This is a genomic window from Streptomyces sp. MAI_2237, from assembly GCF_054189285.1.
Map to the genome: position 1 here is coordinate 566,157 of NZ_JAJPGQ010000002.1, position 13,779 is coordinate 579,935.

The window sequence follows — 13,779 nt, forward strand, 5'->3', positions numbered from 1 at the left end:
ATGGACGGGCGGGTGCGGGCGCCCGTACGGTCAGCTGAGCGTGAGGGTGAGGATCCCGGAGTAGGAGCCGGGCGGGGTGAACGCCGGTACGTCCAGGGAGAGCTGGGCGTCCGCGGTGAACTCGCCGCCGGTGAGCGTGCCGTCGGCGGTGGAGGCGAGCGTCGCCCCCGAGGCGCCCACGGTGCCCGCCGAACCGGCCTTGCAGGTGCTGGGGCTGCCCGCCTTGGTGGCGCAGGCGGGGGTCCAGCTCAGCTTCCCGGCATCGATCTTGGCGCCGGGTCCGGTGAAGTCGGTGACCTTGCCGGTGAGCGACCAGCCGGCCGGTCCGCCGCGGAAGTCCTTGACGGTGACCGTCTGCAGCGCGCCGGTCGAGGCACCGCCCTTGCCGAAGTCGACCGCCGACAGCGCGACGGCGTCCCCGGCCTGGGACATGGAGAGGGTCCCGGCCTTCACGGTGGTCGTCAGCTTCTGGCTGCCGTCCGGGACGGGGGTGGTGTCGGTGACGGTGTAGACGGCGGGCCCGGCGCCCAGGGCGTCGCTCCACGCGTTGCCCTCGTACGCCACGATCCCGGTGGTCGTCTTGTCGTTGACCGTGAGGGAACCGCTGATCTTGCCGTCGCCGCCGGCGGTGACCGTGGCCTTGTCGGCGGTCTGGCCGGCCCCGGAGCGTCCGGCGAGGGTCACCGTGGCACCGGCGGTGAAGCCGCTGCCGCTGACGGTGACGCTGTCACCGGGCGCGCCGGTGGCCTTGCCGAGCTGGATGGCCCGGTTGTTGACCGGGGTGGAGTCCGTCGCCGTGACCGTCGCGGATGTCGGCGCCGGCGGGTTGGTGACCGTGCAGGGGGTGTCCAGCTCCAGGATGTAGCTGGTGTGGATGTTGTAGTCGCCGGGCGAGAGCGTGATGGAGCCGGCGGTCGTGACCTTGAAGGTGCCGGTCATGGAGAACGACGGGAACGCGCCGTTGCCCGGCACCGGGTCGTTCTTCTTCGGCCCCGCGACCGTGACGGAGCCCGTCTGCGCGCCGCCGAGGGTGACCTTGCCGGTGGGCGTCATGATGTCGGCCGGCAGGGCGATGGCGGTGGGGTTGCTGGCGGCGGGCTTGACGACCGTGTAGGTCACGGTGACGGTGTCGCCGACCTTGGGGCTGGGGTTGTCCACGGCGATGGCGGCCGTGGTGGTGCCGTCGATCGGCGGGATGCCCGCGACCGCGGGCGGGATGCAGTGCGTGGCGAAGTCGACGTTCGTGGCGGCGCCGGCCGGACAGGCCAGCGCGCCGCCCGCGGTGACCGCGAGCGCGGTCGCCCCGAGCAGGGACGCCCAGCGGCGTCTTCGGGTGATCGGACCCATGGGAGTGCCCCCTTCTGTGTGCGCTCACTGGGGGCATTGATGTGTGGATCGCGTGAGAAGTCAATGGAGACGCCGAAATGAACTGATGGACCGTCAATTTCTGTACGGTCGACAAAAACTGACGGTCCATCGGCTATGTGCTGGCTGCGACCGTCAGTCGAAGACGAAGGGCCCCGGGGACTGCGGGGCGGTCGCGGTGCAGGTGATGGTGATGCCGAAGACGGTCATCTGCAGCGAGCCGCCGTAGGCGTCCAGGCTGTCACCGGAGGCGACGGTGCCCGAGAGGGGCCCGACGGTGACCGGGTCGCCGGCCGCCATGGCCGGGTTCTGGGTGCCACTGAAGATGTCGGTGCCGCCGGTCGCGCCGTTCGCCATGGTGAGGGTGGAGGTGATCGAGTTCGCCGAGAGGGCGATCGGAGCGGTGATCGCGGACGACGTGAGGGTGAGCGTTGCCGACGTGCCGTCCTGGGTGGCGGTGAGTGTGGCCTCCCCGCCGCCGAAGGCACCGCAGTCGGCGGTGATGGTCGCCGTGCCGGGGGCGACGGCGAGGGCGCTGGGCGCGAACGCGAGCGACGCGGCCGCGAGGGCCCCCACCGCCATGGCCGCACCTGTGGTCAGTCGTTTGACTCTCATGGGGATCCGGCTCCCTTACTGCCATGCGGGGATGGATGGGAGAGGTCCGAGGGCCGTCAGGGGCGGCGTGGTGCGGTACGCCGCGTGGGGGGTGGATCTGACGGTCCGTCGGAACTACCGGTTCCATTGATGCCAGTGGGGCGAGCAGACGACAAGGACGAATTCCGGACGGTTCTGAAACGGCCGGTTTCAACCCGCGACGAGGCTGTTCCGTACCGTTCCGTCGGGCCCGGCCAGCAGGACCGGGGTCCCGGCGCCGCCCAGCTCCGCCACCGCCGCCCGGTCCGCGTCCTGCACCGACGCGGCCTCGGTCACCACGGCCGCCGCCTCCAGCGACTTCGCCCCCGAGGCCACCGCCATCGCCACCGCGGTGCGCAGGGCGCTCAGTTTCAGTGACGGAAGGTCGACGGTCCCGGCGACGTACGTACGGCCGGTCTCGTCCCGTACGGCCGCCCCCTCGGGCACGCCGTTGCGGGCCCGCGCGGAACGGGCCAGGGTGACGATCTTGCGGTCCTCGGGATCGAGCGCGCTGCTGTCGGTCATGAGCCGAGCATACGTAGCGGGTGCGCCGGGGGTGCGCTCAGGGACGGTCCAGGCGCAGTCGCTCGGCCCGTGGCAGACCGGCCACGACCAGGTCGTACGAGTCCTCGACGAGCTCGCGCAGGAGCGGGTCCGGGAGATCGCCGTCGACCGTGACGGTGTTCCAGTGCCGCTTGTTCATGTGGTAGCCGGGGATGATCAGGCCCGGATGGTCGGCGCGCAGCCGGACGGCGTCCTCGGGGTCGCACTTGAGGTTCACGGTCAGGGGGCTCGCGCCGAGGTTGCTCAGCGCGAACATCTTGCCCAGCACCTTGAAGACCGAGGTCTCCGGGTTGAACGGGAAGTCCTCCACCGCCGCGTTGAAGGACAGGCACAGGCCGCGCAGTTCCTCGGGGGTCATGCGTCCTTCTCCTCCTCGGGCCCTTCCGCCGGCGCCACCGGCTCCACCAGCACGGTCACGATCTTGTTCCGGCGGCCGGCCGCCGCCTCGGCCGTCAGGCGCAGCTCACGGCCGTCGGGGAGTTCGACCGTGCTGGACGCGCCCGCGATGGGCACCCGGCCCAGGGCCTTCGCCAGCAGGCCGCCGACGGTCTCCACGTCCTCGTCGTCGTACTCGTCGAGGCCGTACAGCTCGCCGAGGTCGGTGATGTCGAGACGGGCGGTGACGCGGTGGCGGTCGTCGCCGAGGTCCTCGACCGGGGGCAGTTCGCGGTCGTACTCGTCGGTGATCTCGCCGACGATCTCCTCGAGGATGTCCTCGATGGTGACGATGCCGGCCGTGCCGCCGTACTCGTCGATGACGACGGCGACGTGGTTGCGCTCCTGCTGCATCTCGCGCAGCAGGTCGCCGGCGTTCTTGGTGTCGGGGACGAAGGCGGCGGGGCGCATCGCCGTCGAGACCAGTTCGGACTCGGCTTCGCGGCTGATGTGCGTCTTGCGGGCCAAATCCTTCAGGTACACGATCCCGACGATGTCGTCCTCGCTCTCGCCGGTGACCGGGATGCGGGAGAACCCGGAGCGCAGGGCGAGGGTCAGGGCCTGGCGGATCGTCTTGTAGCGCTCGATGACGACCAGGTCCGTGCGCGGGACCATGACCTCCCGCACGAGCGTGTCGCCGAGCTCGAAGACCGAGTGCACCATGCGGCGCTCCTCGTCCTCGATCAGCGACTCCTTCTCCGCGAGGTCGACCAGCGCGCGCAGCTCCGCCTCGGAGGCGAACGGACCGCGGCGGAAGCCCTTGCCGGGGGTCAGGGCGTTGCCGATGAGGATCAGCAGGTTCGGGATCGGCCCCATGATCCGGGCCAGCGGCAGCAGTACGTACGCCGCCGCCGTCGCCGTGTTCAGCGGATGCTGGCGGCCGATGGTGCGCGGGGAGACCCCGACGGCGACGTACGACACCAGGACCATCACGCCGATCGCGGCGAGCAGGGCGCGCGTGGTGCCGTGCACGGACTGGAGACAGGCGTACGTCACCAGGGCCGCGGCCGCCATCTCACAGGCGACGCGGACCAGGAGGGCGACGTTCAGATAGCGGGTGGGGTCGGCCGCCACCTGCGCGAGCTTGGCGCTGCCGCGGCGGCCGGAACGGACCGCCTCCTCGGCGCGGAAGCTGGAGACGCGGGCGAGGCCCGCCTCCGCACAGGCGGCGAGCCACGCCACGACGACCAGGGCGACGGCGCCCGCGACGATCTGCCCACTCATGAGACGGTCGGGGCCGGGGACGGGCCGGTCAGGCCCTTCTCCGCGCGCCAGCCGTCCACGATGGCCGCCTGCAGGCCGAACATCTCGGCCTTCTCGTCCGGTTCCTCGTGGTCGTAGCCGAGCAGGTGCAGCACGCCGTGGACGGTGAGCAGCTGGAGCTCCTCGTCCATGGAGTGCTGCGTCTCGGCTTCCTCGCCCTGCTTCTTGGCGACCTCGGGGCACAGCACGATGTCGCCGAGGAGGCCCTGCGGGGGCTCGTCGTCGTCCTTCGACGGCGGACGCAGCTCGTCCATCGGGAAGGACATGACGTCCGTCGGCCCCGGCAGGTCCATCCACTGGATGTGCAACTGCTCCATGGCGTCGGCGTCCACCACGATCACCGAGAGCTCGGAGAGCGGGTGGATGCGCATCCGCGCGAGTGCGTAGCGGGCGATGTCGAGGATCGCCTGCTCGTCGACCTCGGTTCCGGACTCGTTGTTGACGTCGATCGACATGGCGCTGTGGTTTTCTACTTCCCCTTGTGCCCGGACTGCCTGCCCCGGCCGCCCTTGTGGGAGCCGTTCTCGGTGCCGTGCTTGCTGTCGTACTTCTCGTACGCGTCGACGATACGGCCCACCAGCTTGTGCCGTACGACGTCGTGGGAGGACAGCCGGGAGAAGTGGACGTCGTCGAGGCCCTCGAGGATGTCCTGGACCTGGCGCAGACCCGACTTGGTGCCGTTCGGCAGGTCGACCTGCGTCACGTCACCGGTGATCACGATCTTCGAGTCGAAGCCGAGGCGGGTGAGGAACATCTTCATCTGCTCGGGCGAGGTGTTCTGGGCCTCGTCGAGGATGATGAAGGCGTCGTTGAGCGTGCGGCCGCGCATGTACGCCAGGGGCGCGACCTCGATCGTCCCGGCCGCCATCAGCCGCGGGATCGAGTCCGGGTCGAGCATGTCGTGCAGTGCGTCGTACAGCGGGCGCAGGTACGGGTCGATCTTCTCGTAGAGGGTGCCGGGCAGGAAGCCCAGGCGCTCGCCGGCCTCGACCGCGGGGCGGGTCAGGATGATGCGGTTGACCTGCTTGGACTGCAGGGCCTGCACCGCCTTCGCCATGGCGAGGTAGGTCTTGCCGGTACCGGCGGGGCCGATGCCGAAGACGATCGTGTGCTTGTCGATCGCGTCGACGTACCGCTTCTGGTTGAGGGTCTTGGGGCGGATGGTGCGACCGCGGGAGGACAGGATGTTCTGCGTCAGTACCTCGGCCGGGGTCTCCTGGCCGTCGCTCGTCCCGTTCTCGCTCGCCTTCAGCATGGCGATCGAGCGTTCCACTGCGTCCTCCGTCATCGGCTGCCCGGTGCGGAGCACCAGCATCATCTCTTCGAAAACGCGCGAGACGAGGGCCACCTCGACCGGGTCGCCGACCGCGCTGATCTCATTGCCCCGGACGTGGATGTCGGCCCCCGGGAAGGCCTTCTCGATCACGCGCAGGAGGGAATCGCCGGACCCCAGGACGGTCACCATGGGATGGTGGGCCGGGACGGTGAACTGCGCTCTCGCCTGCTCCTGCGCGGGGGTGTGAGCTGTGGGTGTCTGAGTCATGGGCCGGCTCTGTAGGCCTTGCTCGTCCTCCTAGGTACGGCACGCACGCCACAAGGGCGGCCTGGCGGTTTCCAGGGTACGCCGGTGAACTGACAACGCCGTAGGACTTTTCGGCGACCCGCCCCCTCGCGGCCGGGCACGGTGCGGCGGGGCCCAGGGCCTGTCGTGTGGATCAGCTCGGCGTCTCGGGCCCTGGCACGCTCATCTGCCGCGTTGTCGTCACTCGCCGACTCCCTCCTCCGCCTTGCAGCTGCACGCACCGGACCCCGCTCGGGTCGGCCATGACGCACCGTCCCCTGCAGCCGACCTGATCCGAACGACAGGCCCTACGCCGGTCGGAAGCCGATGGTGGGGACCGCTCGGCGCAGGGGCCACGGGCGTGCGGCCTCCTCCGGGATCAGGTGCTCCAGGAAGGCGTACCGGCGCAGGGCGGCGGGGTCCTGGCCCTCCACCGACTGCACCTTGCGCCACCAGGCCGCGATCTCCGACCAGCCAGGCGCCGACAGCGACCCGCCGAACTCCTGCACCGACAGGGCCGCGGTGAGCCCCGCGAACGCCAGCCGGTCGGCGAGCGGCCAGCCCGCGAGGGTGCCGGTGACGAAGCCGGCGACGAACACGTCCCCCGCGCCGGTGGGGTCCATGGCCTCCACGTCGATGGCGGGCACCTCGGCGCTCTCGCCGGTGCGCCGGTCCACGGCGTAGGCGCCCTCCGCGCCGAGGGTGACGACGGCGAGCGGCACGTGTTCGGTCAGGGCGTGGGCGGCGGCCCGGGGGCAGCCGGCGCCCGTGTACCGCATCGCCTCCTCGGCGTTCGGCAGGAAGGCCTCGCAGTGCTCCAGGTCGGCCAGTCCCGCCAGGTCCCAGGCGCCGGTGTCGTCCCAGCCGACGTCGCCGAAGACCCGGGTGCCGTGGGCCGCGGCCCGGGCGATCCAGGGCTCGCGCCGGCCCGGCGTGAGGGAGGCGACGGCGGCCCGCGCGCGGGGCGGGCAGTCGGGGGCGGCCGCCTGGAGGAGGGCCGCCTCGGGGGGCGGCTCGTGGCCGTGGGAGACCATGGTGCGCTCGCCCTCGTACGCCATGGAGACGGTGACCGGGGAGTGCCAGCCGGGGACGGTGCGGGAGGGCGAGAGGTCGATGCCCTCGCCCTGCTCCAGGGCGTCCCAGCAGTACTCGCCGTAGTGGTCGTCGCCGAAGGCGGCCGCGAGGGAGGTCCTCAGGCCGAGGCGGGCGAGCGCGGTGGCCATGTTGGCGACGCCGCCGGGGCTCGACCCCATGCCGCGCGCCCAGGACTCGGTCCCGCGCACCGGGGCGGAGTCGAGCCCGGTGAAGATGATGTCCAGGAAGACGGTGCCGGTGAGGTACACGTCCCACGGCGGGTCGTCCGGCGCGCGCAGGGCGGCCAGGGGGTCTACCCGGGCCTGGCACTGCGGTCCCTCGGTGATGGGCGACGGTCCCTTTCCGTTGGGCGCGATCACGGGCACTCCCCTGGCGTGGTGCGGTTCAGGCCAAGTGTGCACCACATCACCGGCGGTCGGCCGCCGCTCCGGCCCCGCCCGTCCCGTCCCGCCGGGGCGCGGCTACCAGCGCGGTACGGCCGGTGTCCGCCACTCGGGGTCGGCGATCCGCATCGCCGCCGCGTCGTCGCGGTCCCGCAGCGAACCGTCGTCGTCCAGCCACCGCCGGTGCAGGAACCGCAGCTTGTCGGGGTCGACCTGGACGCCGAGGCCGGGTGCGTCGGAGACCCGGACGGCGCCGCCGTCGAACGCCGGCCGCTCGGTGAGTACGTCCTCCGACTGCCAGGGGTAGTGGGAGTCGCAGGCGTGGTGGAGGTCGGGGACGGTGGCGGCGACGTGGGTCATCGCGGCCAGGCTGATGCCCAGGTGGGTGTTGGAGTGCATGGAGACGCCGACGCCGAACGTGCGGCAGATCGCGGCCAGTTGCTGGGTGTTGCGCAGTCCGCCCCAGTAGTGGTGGTCGGAGAGGACGACCTGGACGGCTTCCTTGGTGAACGCCTCCCTGATCTCGGCGAACGTCGTCACGCACATGTTGGTGGCGAGCGGCACGTCGGTGCCGGCGGCGACCTCGGCCATGGCGGGGGTGCCGAGCGCGGGGTCCTCCAGGTACTCCAGTACGTCGCCGAGTTCCTTCGCCACCTTCAGCGAAGTCTCCACCGACCAGGCGCCGTTGGGGTCCAGGCGCAGGGGGTGGCCGGGGAAGGCCGCGGCCAGCGCCCGGACGGCGGCGATCTCCTCCTGTGGCGGGAAGACCCCGCCCTTGAGCTTGAACGAGGTGAACCCGTACCGCTCCGTGAACCGCCGTGCCTGCTCCACGACCCCGGCCGGATCGAGGGCGGCTCCCCAGTCGTCCTGCTCGCAGGGCACGCCCTCGGGATGGCCGGCCCACTTGTAGAACAGGTAGGCGCTGTACTCGACGGTGTCGCGCACCTTGCCGCCGAGCAGGGCGTGCACGGGCAGCCCGAGCGCCTTGCCGAGGGCGTCCAGGCAGGCGACCTCGAAGCCGGAGACGACGGACAGCCGCAGCTTGTCGGCGGTCTGCACCCCGCGCAGCCCGCCGACGTCGACCTGCCCGGAGACCCGGGCGTCGTCCACGGCGACCTCGTCGGCGACGGTGAACAGGCCGTTCAGATCGCTGACCGGCCGCCCCACGAGTTTCTCCGCGAAGGGCCGCGCCAGCTCCAGGTACTTGGTGTCGCCGTAGGTCTCGCCGACCCCCGTGACCCCGTCGGCGGTGACCACCTCCACGATCAGCCGCGGGGTGTACGGCTGGTGCACGCCCTGCGTGTTCAGCAGCGGCGGGTCGGCGACCAGGATCGGGGTCAGCCGTACGTCGGTGATCGTGAGGTTCACAGGGTCGCTCCTACGAGGTCGAGTGCGGAGGCGAGCAGGGTCTTCAGGTCGGCGAGGTCGGCGGGCGAGGGGTCGGTGAGCGGGGCGCGGACGGGGCCGACGGGGCGGCCGCGGAGCCGGGCGGCGGCCTTGACCAGGGACACGGCGTATCCCGGTACGCGGTCGCGGAGTTCGACGAACGGGACGTAGAAGTCCCGCAGCAGCCGCTCCACCCCCTTGTCGTCGCCCGCGCGCAGGGCGGCGAAGAAGGCGTTCGCGATCTCGGGGGCGAAGGCGTGGACGGCGGAGGAGTAGGCGGGGACGCCGACGGTGGCGTAGGCGCGGGCCTGGATCTCGGCGGTGGCGGCGCCGTTGAAGAACAGGAAGCCCTCGGGGGCGGCCAGGGTGAGGCGCTGGAGGCGGTCGAGGTCGCTGTGGCCGTCCTTGAGGCCGATGACGTTCGGGATGGCCGCGATCCGCCGCAGTGCGGCCGGTGTGTAGGTGACCTGGCCGCGCTGATAGGCGATGAGCGGAAGCCGGGTGCGGGCGGCGAGCCGCTCCAGCTGGGCGACGAGGCCGTCCTGCGGGGCGGCGACGAGGTAGTGCGGGAGCACCAGCAGCGCGTCGGCGCCCGCCTCCTCGGCGATGCGGGCGAACCGGGCGGCCTGCGCCCAGCCGTACCCGACCCCCGCGACGACGGGCGTCCGCCCGCCCGCCTCCTCGACGGCGGCGGTCACGACCTGCCGGTACTCCTCCTCGTCCAGCGAGAAGAACTCGCCGGTGCCGCAGGCGGGGAAGACGGCGCCGGGCGCGGTGGCCAGCTGGGCCGCGACATGGGCGCGGAAGCCGTCGGGGTCGAGGGAGCCGTCGTCGTGGAAGGAGGTGAGAGGGAAGGAGAGCACCGCGCTCTCCATGCCGTGCCGCAGCCTTCGTGCCGCCGTTTCCGTCTCGCCCGTCACGCCGTCTCCCCATATAGATGTCATCCACGTATGGAGACAGAGACTAGATAGATGAACTGCGCCCGTCAACGGGCGCGCACCGGCGGACTACCATCGCCCCATGTCGGAGACAGGCGGTGGCGTACGCGAGGTGAAGTCCGCGGCGCGGACGGTCGAGCTGCTGGAACTGCTCGCCGCGCGCGGCGACCGGCCGGCCCGGCTGCAGGAGCTGACCGAGGCACTGCAGGTGCCGCGCAGCTCGATGTACGCCCTGCTCCAGACGCTGATCGGCCGCGGCTGGGTGCGTACGGACGTCACCGGCTCCCTCTACGGCATCGGCATCCACGCCCTGCTGACCGGCACCAGCTATCTGGACTCCGACCCTCGCGTGCGGGCCGTACGGCCGTACCTGGACGAGGCGTCGGAGGCGCTGGGCGAGACGATCCATCTGGGGCGCCTGGACGGCCGGGACGTCGCCTATCTGGCCACCCGCGAGTCGCACGAGTACCTGCGCACGATCAGCAGGGTCGGCCGCCGACTCCCGGCGCACGTGGGCGCCCTGGGCAAGGCGCTGCTGGCCGAACGCCCCGACGAGGACCTGCCCGAGGGCCCCTACGAGGCCCTCACCCCCCACACCCGCACCACCCGGCGGTCACTCGCCGCCGACCTCGCCGAGGTGCGCGCCCGCGGCTACGCGATCGACCGCGAGGAGGGCGTCCTCGGCATCGTCGGCTTCGGCTTCGCGCTGCGCTGCGAGACACCGGCGCAGGACGCGGTCAGCTGCTCGGTGCCGGTGGCCCGGCTGACACCCGGGCACGAGGAGCGGATCGTGGCGGTGATGCGGGAGATCAGGGCCAAGATCGAGGCGACCGCACCGGGCGCGGGAGGCTCGGCGCACTGGCGCTGAGGCGCCGATCGAGGCCCGCTTCTACCCGGCCTCCCCCACCCCAAACACAACGTGCGCCACATCACACCCCCGCCCCTTCTTCCGCAACCGCGTGCTTGATACAACTTGCTCGCGCGTTCCTGTCCGTCGACGGCCTGCGCCCCACCCCCTTCTCGCACCGCTCCTTTCGCATGCCCCGGGAACGCCCGTGTTCGCCCCCCGCACCATCGCCTGGCCCCTCGTCGCCCTCTTCACGGCCGGGTACCTCGCTCCCTACCTGCTGCCCACCACCGTGGGCCGGCTGGACTCGGGACTGCCGCTGACCACTACTCAGGCGGGCGCGCTCGGCAGCGCGCTGCTGCTCAGCTCCGCCTCGGCCGGATTCTTCCTCGCCTCGCGGGTGGAACGGATCGGCGCCCGCACCCTCGCCCGTATCGGCCTGACCCTGGCCGTCCTCGGCTACGGCACCGCCGCGCTGACCGGCAGCGTCCCCGCGGTCGTCGTCGGCGCCCTGATCGGCGGCCTCGGCTCCGGCACGGCCACGACGGTCGCCGCCACGGGGATAGCGGCTCAGCCGGACCCCCACCGCACGACCACCCTCGGCCTGCTCGGCGTCTCCGCCCTCGCGGGCGCCGTCTATCTGACGGTCCCCCACCTCGGCCCGGGCCACGGGCAGCCGCTGGCCGCGATCGCCCTCACCGCACTGGCCGTCTGGCCGCTCACCGGCCGCCTCCCGGTCCGTACGGCGGCCGCGCACAGCCCCCTGGACGGCGGCCGCCTCCCCCATCGCCGCTCCGGCACGGTCCTCGCCGCCACCATGCTCTGCTGGTCCCTCGCCCAGAACGCCCTGTGGGGTGTCAGCGGCCGGATCGGCCTGGCCCAGGCCCATCTGACGGAGGCCACCGTCGGCGCGGTCTTCGCGGTGGCACTGGGCGCCGGGCTGCTGGGCGTGACGGTCGCGGGCACCATCGGACCCCGGTTCGGGCGGGCGCTGCCGGTCGGCGGCGGCACGGCCGTCATCGCGGGCTGCGTCGTGCTGAGCGCGTCCGCCGCCGACCTGACGTCCTTCGCGGCCGGCGAGATCGCCTGGAACCTGCTCTACCCGGTCGTCCTGTCGTACGTCATCGGTCTCGCCGCCTCCCTCGACCCGCGCGGCCGCTGGGCGGTCCTGGTCGGCTCGGCGTCCTCACTGGGCACCGCGGCCGGGCCCCTGACGGGCAGCGTACTGGCCGAGCGGGCCGGGTTCCCGGTGATGGGCGCGGTCCTGGCGGTCGGACTGCTGGCGATCGCCGTACCGATGACGCTGGTCGCTCTGGGTGCCGGACGACGACCGCTGCCGGTCGTGGAGATCTCCGTGGAGACCACACGCGCCTACGACACCACGGCCGCCGCCTAGAACGCGTACGCCTCCACCTCGGCGAGGTACCGGGCCCGAAGCTCCTCGTCGTCCTCCAGGAAGGAGGCGAGGAAGGAGTTGCGGGCCAGCTCGCGCAGCCGGTCCTCCGACAGCCCCAGGGTCTGCCGCACCGCGTCGAAGTTGTCGCCCGCGTAGCCGCCGAAGTAGGCCGGGTCGTCGGAGTTGACCGTGCACATCAGCCCCGCGTCCAGCATGGCCGGAAGCGGGTGGTCGGCCAGGGTGTCGACGGTGCGCAGGCGGACGTTCGACAGGGGGCACAGGGTCAGCGGGACGCGGTCGCGGACCAGCCGGGCCACCAGGGCGGGGTCCTCCATGCAGCGCAGCCCGTGGTCGACACGCTCGACGCCGAGCACGTCCAGCGCCTCGGTGACGTACTCCGGCGGCCCCTCCTCGCCCGCGTGCGCGACGCGCCGCAGTCCGAGGGCGGCGGCGGCCTCGTACACCTCGCGGAACTTCACCGGCGGGTGGCCGACCTCGGCCGAGTCCAGACCGACGCCGGTGATCCGGTCCAGGTACGGCTCGGCGGCCCGCAGGGTCTCCAGCGCCGACTCCGCGGGCTCGTCACGCAGGAAGCACAGGATAAGCCGGGTGGAGATGCCGTGCTTGGCCTCGCTGCTCCCCAGCGCCCGCCACAGCCCCTCCACCACCGTGCCCATCTCCACGCCCCGCGCCAGGTGGGCCTGCGGGTCGAAGAAGATCTCCGCGTGCCGCACGCCCTGCCCGGCGGCCCGGGCGAGGTAGGCGTCCGCCAGGTCCGCGAAGTCCCGCTCGGTGCGCAGGACGGCCATGAGCTCGTAGTACAGGTTCAGAAAGGACTGCAGGTCCTGGAAGTCGTAGGCCTTGCGCAGCGCGTCCGTGTCGGCGTACGGCAGCTCGACGCCGTTGCGGGCGGCCAGCTCGAAGGCGAGTTCCGGCTCCAGGGTGCCTTCGATGTGGAGGTGCAGCTCAGCTTTGGGGAGGGGCATCGCAGTATCGTACGGGTGTTTTACCGACGTTTCGGAACCGGTACCCGCAGTAGATCGTGCGCGACGGTCAGCTCTCCCTCGAAGCCGGCCGCCCTCGCCTGCCGCTCGAACTCCTCGGGGTCGGTGTAGCGCTGGCTGAAGTGCGTCAGCACCAGATGCCGCACGCCCGCGTCCCGGGCCACGGCCGCCGCCTGGCCGGCGGTCAGGTGGCCGTGCTCGACCGCGAGGTCGGTGTCCTCGTCGAGGAAGGTCGACTCGATGACGAGGAGGTCGCAGCCGTCGGCCAGCGCGTGCACGCCCTCGCACAGGCGGGTGTCCATGACGAACGCGAACCGCTGACCGCGGCGGACCTCGCTGACGTCGTCGAGCGAGACGCCGTCCAGCGCACCCTCGCGCTGCAGGCGGCCCACGTCCGGGCCCTTGATGCCGTGCGCGGCGAGCCGGTCGGGCAGCATCCGGCGGCCGTCGGGCTCGGTGAGGCGGTAGCCGTAGGACTCCACGGGGTGGGAGAGCCGGTGGGCGTCGAGGGTGTAGGACGGGGTGGTGGCCAGCGGGCCGTCGCGGTCCACCGGCGCCTCCGTGACGCCGACGGTCTCGCGGTACGCCGTCGCGTACCGCAGCCGGTCGAAGAAGCGCTGCCCGGACTTCGGGTAGTGGGCGGTGATCTCGTGCGGGACCTTGTCGAGATTAATCCGCTGGAGCACGCCGGCCAGGCCGAGGGAGTGGTCGCCGTGGAAGTGGGTGACGCAGATGCGGTTCAGGTCGTGCGCGGCGACCCCGGCACGCAGCATCTGGCGCTGGGTGCCCTCGCCGGGGTCGAAGAGGATGCCCTCGCCGTCCCAGCGGAGCAGATAGCCGTTGTGGTTGCGGTGCCGGGTCGGGACCTGGCTGGCCGTGCCGAGGACCACCAATTCGCGTACGGACACG

Annotated in this window: 14 protein-coding genes; 2 read left to right on the top strand and 12 right to left on the bottom strand. The window is 72.1% G+C overall.

Going from position 1 to position 13,779, the window contains the following annotated elements; all coding sequences use genetic code 11:
• Window positions 1-30 precede the first annotated feature (30 nt).
• The 10 genes from LN251_RS07425 to LN251_RS07470 form a co-directional block, all read right to left on the bottom strand.
• Window positions 31-1,347 (bottom strand): beta-xylosidase, encoded by a 1,317-nt coding sequence (locus LN251_RS07425; protein WP_458243687.1) that lies wholly within the window; start codon window positions 1,345-1,347, stop codon window positions 31-33.
• Window positions 1,348-1,500: 153 nt separating this feature from the next.
• Window positions 1,501-1,980 (bottom strand): hypothetical protein, encoded by a 480-nt coding sequence (locus LN251_RS07430; RefSeq protein WP_458243688.1) that lies wholly within the window; start codon window positions 1,978-1,980, stop codon window positions 1,501-1,503.
• Window positions 1,981-2,169: 189 nt separating this feature from the next.
• On the bottom strand, window positions 2,170-2,523 hold the full coding sequence (locus tag LN251_RS07435; protein ID WP_458243689.1) for a cytidine deaminase: 354 nt from the start codon (window positions 2,521-2,523) through the stop codon (window positions 2,170-2,172).
• A gap of 37 nt (window positions 2,524-2,560) precedes the next feature.
• Complete coding sequence (locus tag LN251_RS07440) at window positions 2,561-2,920, bottom strand: MmcQ/YjbR family DNA-binding protein (RefSeq protein WP_458243690.1); 360 nt, start codon at window positions 2,918-2,920, stop codon at window positions 2,561-2,563.
• Window positions 2,917-4,221, bottom strand: a complete 1,305-nt coding sequence (locus LN251_RS07445; RefSeq protein WP_458243691.1) for a hemolysin family protein — start codon at window positions 4,219-4,221, stop codon at window positions 2,917-2,919. The genes LN251_RS07440 and LN251_RS07445 overlap by 4 nt, the downstream gene beginning before the upstream one ends.
• On the bottom strand, window positions 4,218-4,715 hold the full coding sequence (gene ybeY, locus LN251_RS07450; protein WP_133041065.1) for an rRNA maturation RNase YbeY: 498 nt from the start codon (window positions 4,713-4,715) through the stop codon (window positions 4,218-4,220). Before ybeY ends, LN251_RS07445 begins: the two co-directional genes overlap by 4 nt.
• 14 nt (window positions 4,716-4,729) lie before the next feature.
• Entirely contained in the window at window positions 4,730-5,803 is a 1,074-nt protein-coding gene (locus tag LN251_RS07455) for a PhoH family protein (RefSeq protein WP_458243692.1), read from the bottom strand.
• Between the two features lie 326 nt (window positions 5,804-6,129).
• Window positions 6,130-7,275 carry a carbohydrate kinase family protein gene (locus LN251_RS07460; RefSeq protein WP_450437415.1) on the bottom strand — a complete coding sequence of 382 codons (1,146 nt, stop codon included), beginning with the start codon at window positions 7,273-7,275 and terminating at the stop codon, window positions 6,130-6,132.
• A gap of 102 nt (window positions 7,276-7,377) precedes the next feature.
• The gene (locus LN251_RS07465) at window positions 7,378-8,667 is read right to left on the bottom strand and encodes a glucarate dehydratase family protein (protein WP_458243693.1); all 1,290 of its coding nucleotides are present in this window, start codon (window positions 8,665-8,667) and stop codon (window positions 7,378-7,380) included.
• Window positions 8,664-9,560, bottom strand: a complete 897-nt coding sequence (locus LN251_RS07470) for a 5-dehydro-4-deoxyglucarate dehydratase (protein ID WP_458244148.1) — start codon at window positions 9,558-9,560, stop codon at window positions 8,664-8,666. Before LN251_RS07470 ends, LN251_RS07465 begins: the two co-directional genes overlap by 4 nt.
• 145 nt (window positions 9,561-9,705) lie before the next feature.
• Here LN251_RS07470 and LN251_RS07475 point away from each other — a divergent pair, with 145 nt between their 5' ends.
• On the top strand, window positions 9,706-10,491 hold the full coding sequence (locus LN251_RS07475) for an IclR family transcriptional regulator (RefSeq protein WP_458243694.1): 786 nt from the start codon (window positions 9,706-9,708) through the stop codon (window positions 10,489-10,491).
• 187 nt (window positions 10,492-10,678) lie between these two features.
• Window positions 10,679-11,866, top strand: coding sequence for an MFS transporter (locus LN251_RS07480; protein WP_458243695.1), 1,188 nt, complete (start codon window positions 10,679-10,681; stop codon window positions 11,864-11,866).
• Here the strand turns inward: LN251_RS07480 and LN251_RS07485 are convergent.
• Both LN251_RS07485 and LN251_RS07490 read right to left on the bottom strand, forming a co-directional pair.
• Complete coding sequence (locus LN251_RS07485) at window positions 11,863-12,852, bottom strand: adenosine deaminase (protein WP_458243696.1); 990 nt, start codon at window positions 12,850-12,852, stop codon at window positions 11,863-11,865. The genes LN251_RS07480 and LN251_RS07485 overlap by 4 nt on opposite strands.
• 20 nt (window positions 12,853-12,872) lie before the next feature.
• Window positions 12,873-13,778, bottom strand: coding sequence for a ribonuclease Z (locus tag LN251_RS07490; RefSeq protein WP_458243697.1), 906 nt, complete (start codon window positions 13,776-13,778; stop codon window positions 12,873-12,875).
• Window position 13,779: the final 1 nt, after the last annotated feature.

What these genes read in the sequence shown, in the direction of transcription:
- LN251_RS07430 (WP_458243688.1), bottom strand. Translation starts at nt 1,980, where the DNA reads ATGAGAGTCAAACGACTGACCACAGGTGCGGCCATGGCGGTGGGGGCC.
- LN251_RS07485 (WP_458243696.1), bottom strand. Translation starts at nt 12,852, where the DNA reads ATGCCCCTCCCCAAAGCTGAGCTGCACCTCCACATCGAAGGCACCCTG.
- LN251_RS07435 (WP_458243689.1), bottom strand. Translation starts at nt 2,523, where the DNA reads ATGACCGACAGCAGCGCGCTCGATCCCGAGGACCGCAAGATCGTCACC.
- LN251_RS07455 (WP_458243692.1), bottom strand. Translation starts at nt 5,803, where the DNA reads ATGACTCAGACACCCACAGCTCACACCCCCGCGCAGGAGCAGGCGAGA.
- LN251_RS07425 (WP_458243687.1), bottom strand. Translation starts at nt 1,347, where the DNA reads ATGGGTCCGATCACCCGAAGACGCCGCTGGGCGTCCCTGCTCGGGGCG.
- ybeY (WP_133041065.1), bottom strand. Translation starts at nt 4,715, where the DNA reads ATGTCGATCGACGTCAACAACGAGTCCGGAACCGAGGTCGACGAGCAG.
- LN251_RS07445 (WP_458243691.1), bottom strand. Translation starts at nt 4,221, where the DNA reads ATGAGTGGGCAGATCGTCGCGGGCGCCGTCGCCCTGGTCGTCGTGGCG.
- LN251_RS07475 (WP_458243694.1), top strand. Translation starts at nt 9,706, where the DNA reads ATGTCGGAGACAGGCGGTGGCGTACGCGAGGTGAAGTCCGCGGCGCGG.
- LN251_RS07470 (WP_458244148.1), bottom strand. Translation starts at nt 9,560, where the DNA reads ATGGAGAGCGCGGTGCTCTCCTTCCCTCTCACCTCCTTCCACGACGAC.
- LN251_RS07440 (WP_458243690.1), bottom strand. Translation starts at nt 2,920, where the DNA reads ATGACCCCCGAGGAACTGCGCGGCCTGTGCCTGTCCTTCAACGCGGCG.